Origin of the sequence: Hyphomonas sp. UBA3601, from assembly GCF_002375605.1 — a bacterium.
In the GTDB taxonomy this organism is placed as follows: domain Bacteria; phylum Pseudomonadota; class Alphaproteobacteria; order Caulobacterales; family Hyphomonadaceae; genus Hyphomonas.
The window spans coordinates 18,262-19,047 of sequence record NZ_DFME01000117.1 but is presented as its reverse complement, the minus strand read 5'-3'; the positions used below and the strand labels follow the sequence as shown (position 1 = coordinate 19,047).

Below are 786 nucleotides of genomic sequence, written 5' to 3'. Positions count from 1 at the left end.
CCCAGACAGTCCCGCCACCGCCCAGCTTCCACCATTCGCCTGTCCAGGTCTCAGCGGCCATCTCGATGGCTTCGTTTTCGAATCCATCATCCGGATTTCCCGGCACAGTGTAGAACTTCCAGGCCTGTTCACCTGTTTCAGCATCATACGCTGCAACAAATCCGCGAACGCCGAACTCACCACCGCCATTTCCGATGATGACCTTGCCTTTCACAATGCGAGGCGCCCCTGTGATCGTATAGGGTTCTTCGAGCGGTACAGTACGGGTCTCCCAGATCTGTTCGCCTGACTTTGAATCAAGAGCGATCAGACGACCATCCAGCGACCCGAATATGACCTTGTCGTTATAGACAGCCACGCCGCGATTGACGACATCGCAACAAGCATGTGCGCCCTTTGATCGGGGAACCTCCGGATCGTAGCGCCAAAGAATTTCTCCTGTGGCAGCATTAAGCGCCAGCACTTCGCTCCACGAACCCGTAGTGTACATGACACCATCAACAATGATCGGGGTTGCCTCTACGCCACGATAGCTGCCAAGCGGTGCCGCCCAGGCAAGATCCAGCTGGTCGATTGTTTCCAGATTAATGGCGTCAAGCGCGCTAAACCGCGTTTCTGAAAACGTGCCACCATGAGTAAGCCAGTTATGTGGTTCGCCTGCAGCATTGAGCAAACGTTCCTCATTGATCCCCTGGGAGGCTTGTGTGGAAGCGTCGCCAGAGTCGACCGCCCCTCCACAGGCAGCCAGAAGACCGATCGTAGCACCCGTCAGAATGACTTTCAGCG

At 55.9% G+C, this 786-nt stretch carries 1 protein-coding gene; it reads right to left on the bottom strand.

All coding sequences use genetic code 11. The features are described 5' to 3' along the window. Positions 1-786: PQQ-binding-like beta-propeller repeat protein (locus tag B4F73_RS12345; RefSeq protein ID WP_290483442.1), on the bottom strand; the 786-nt coding region annotated here is incomplete at both ends.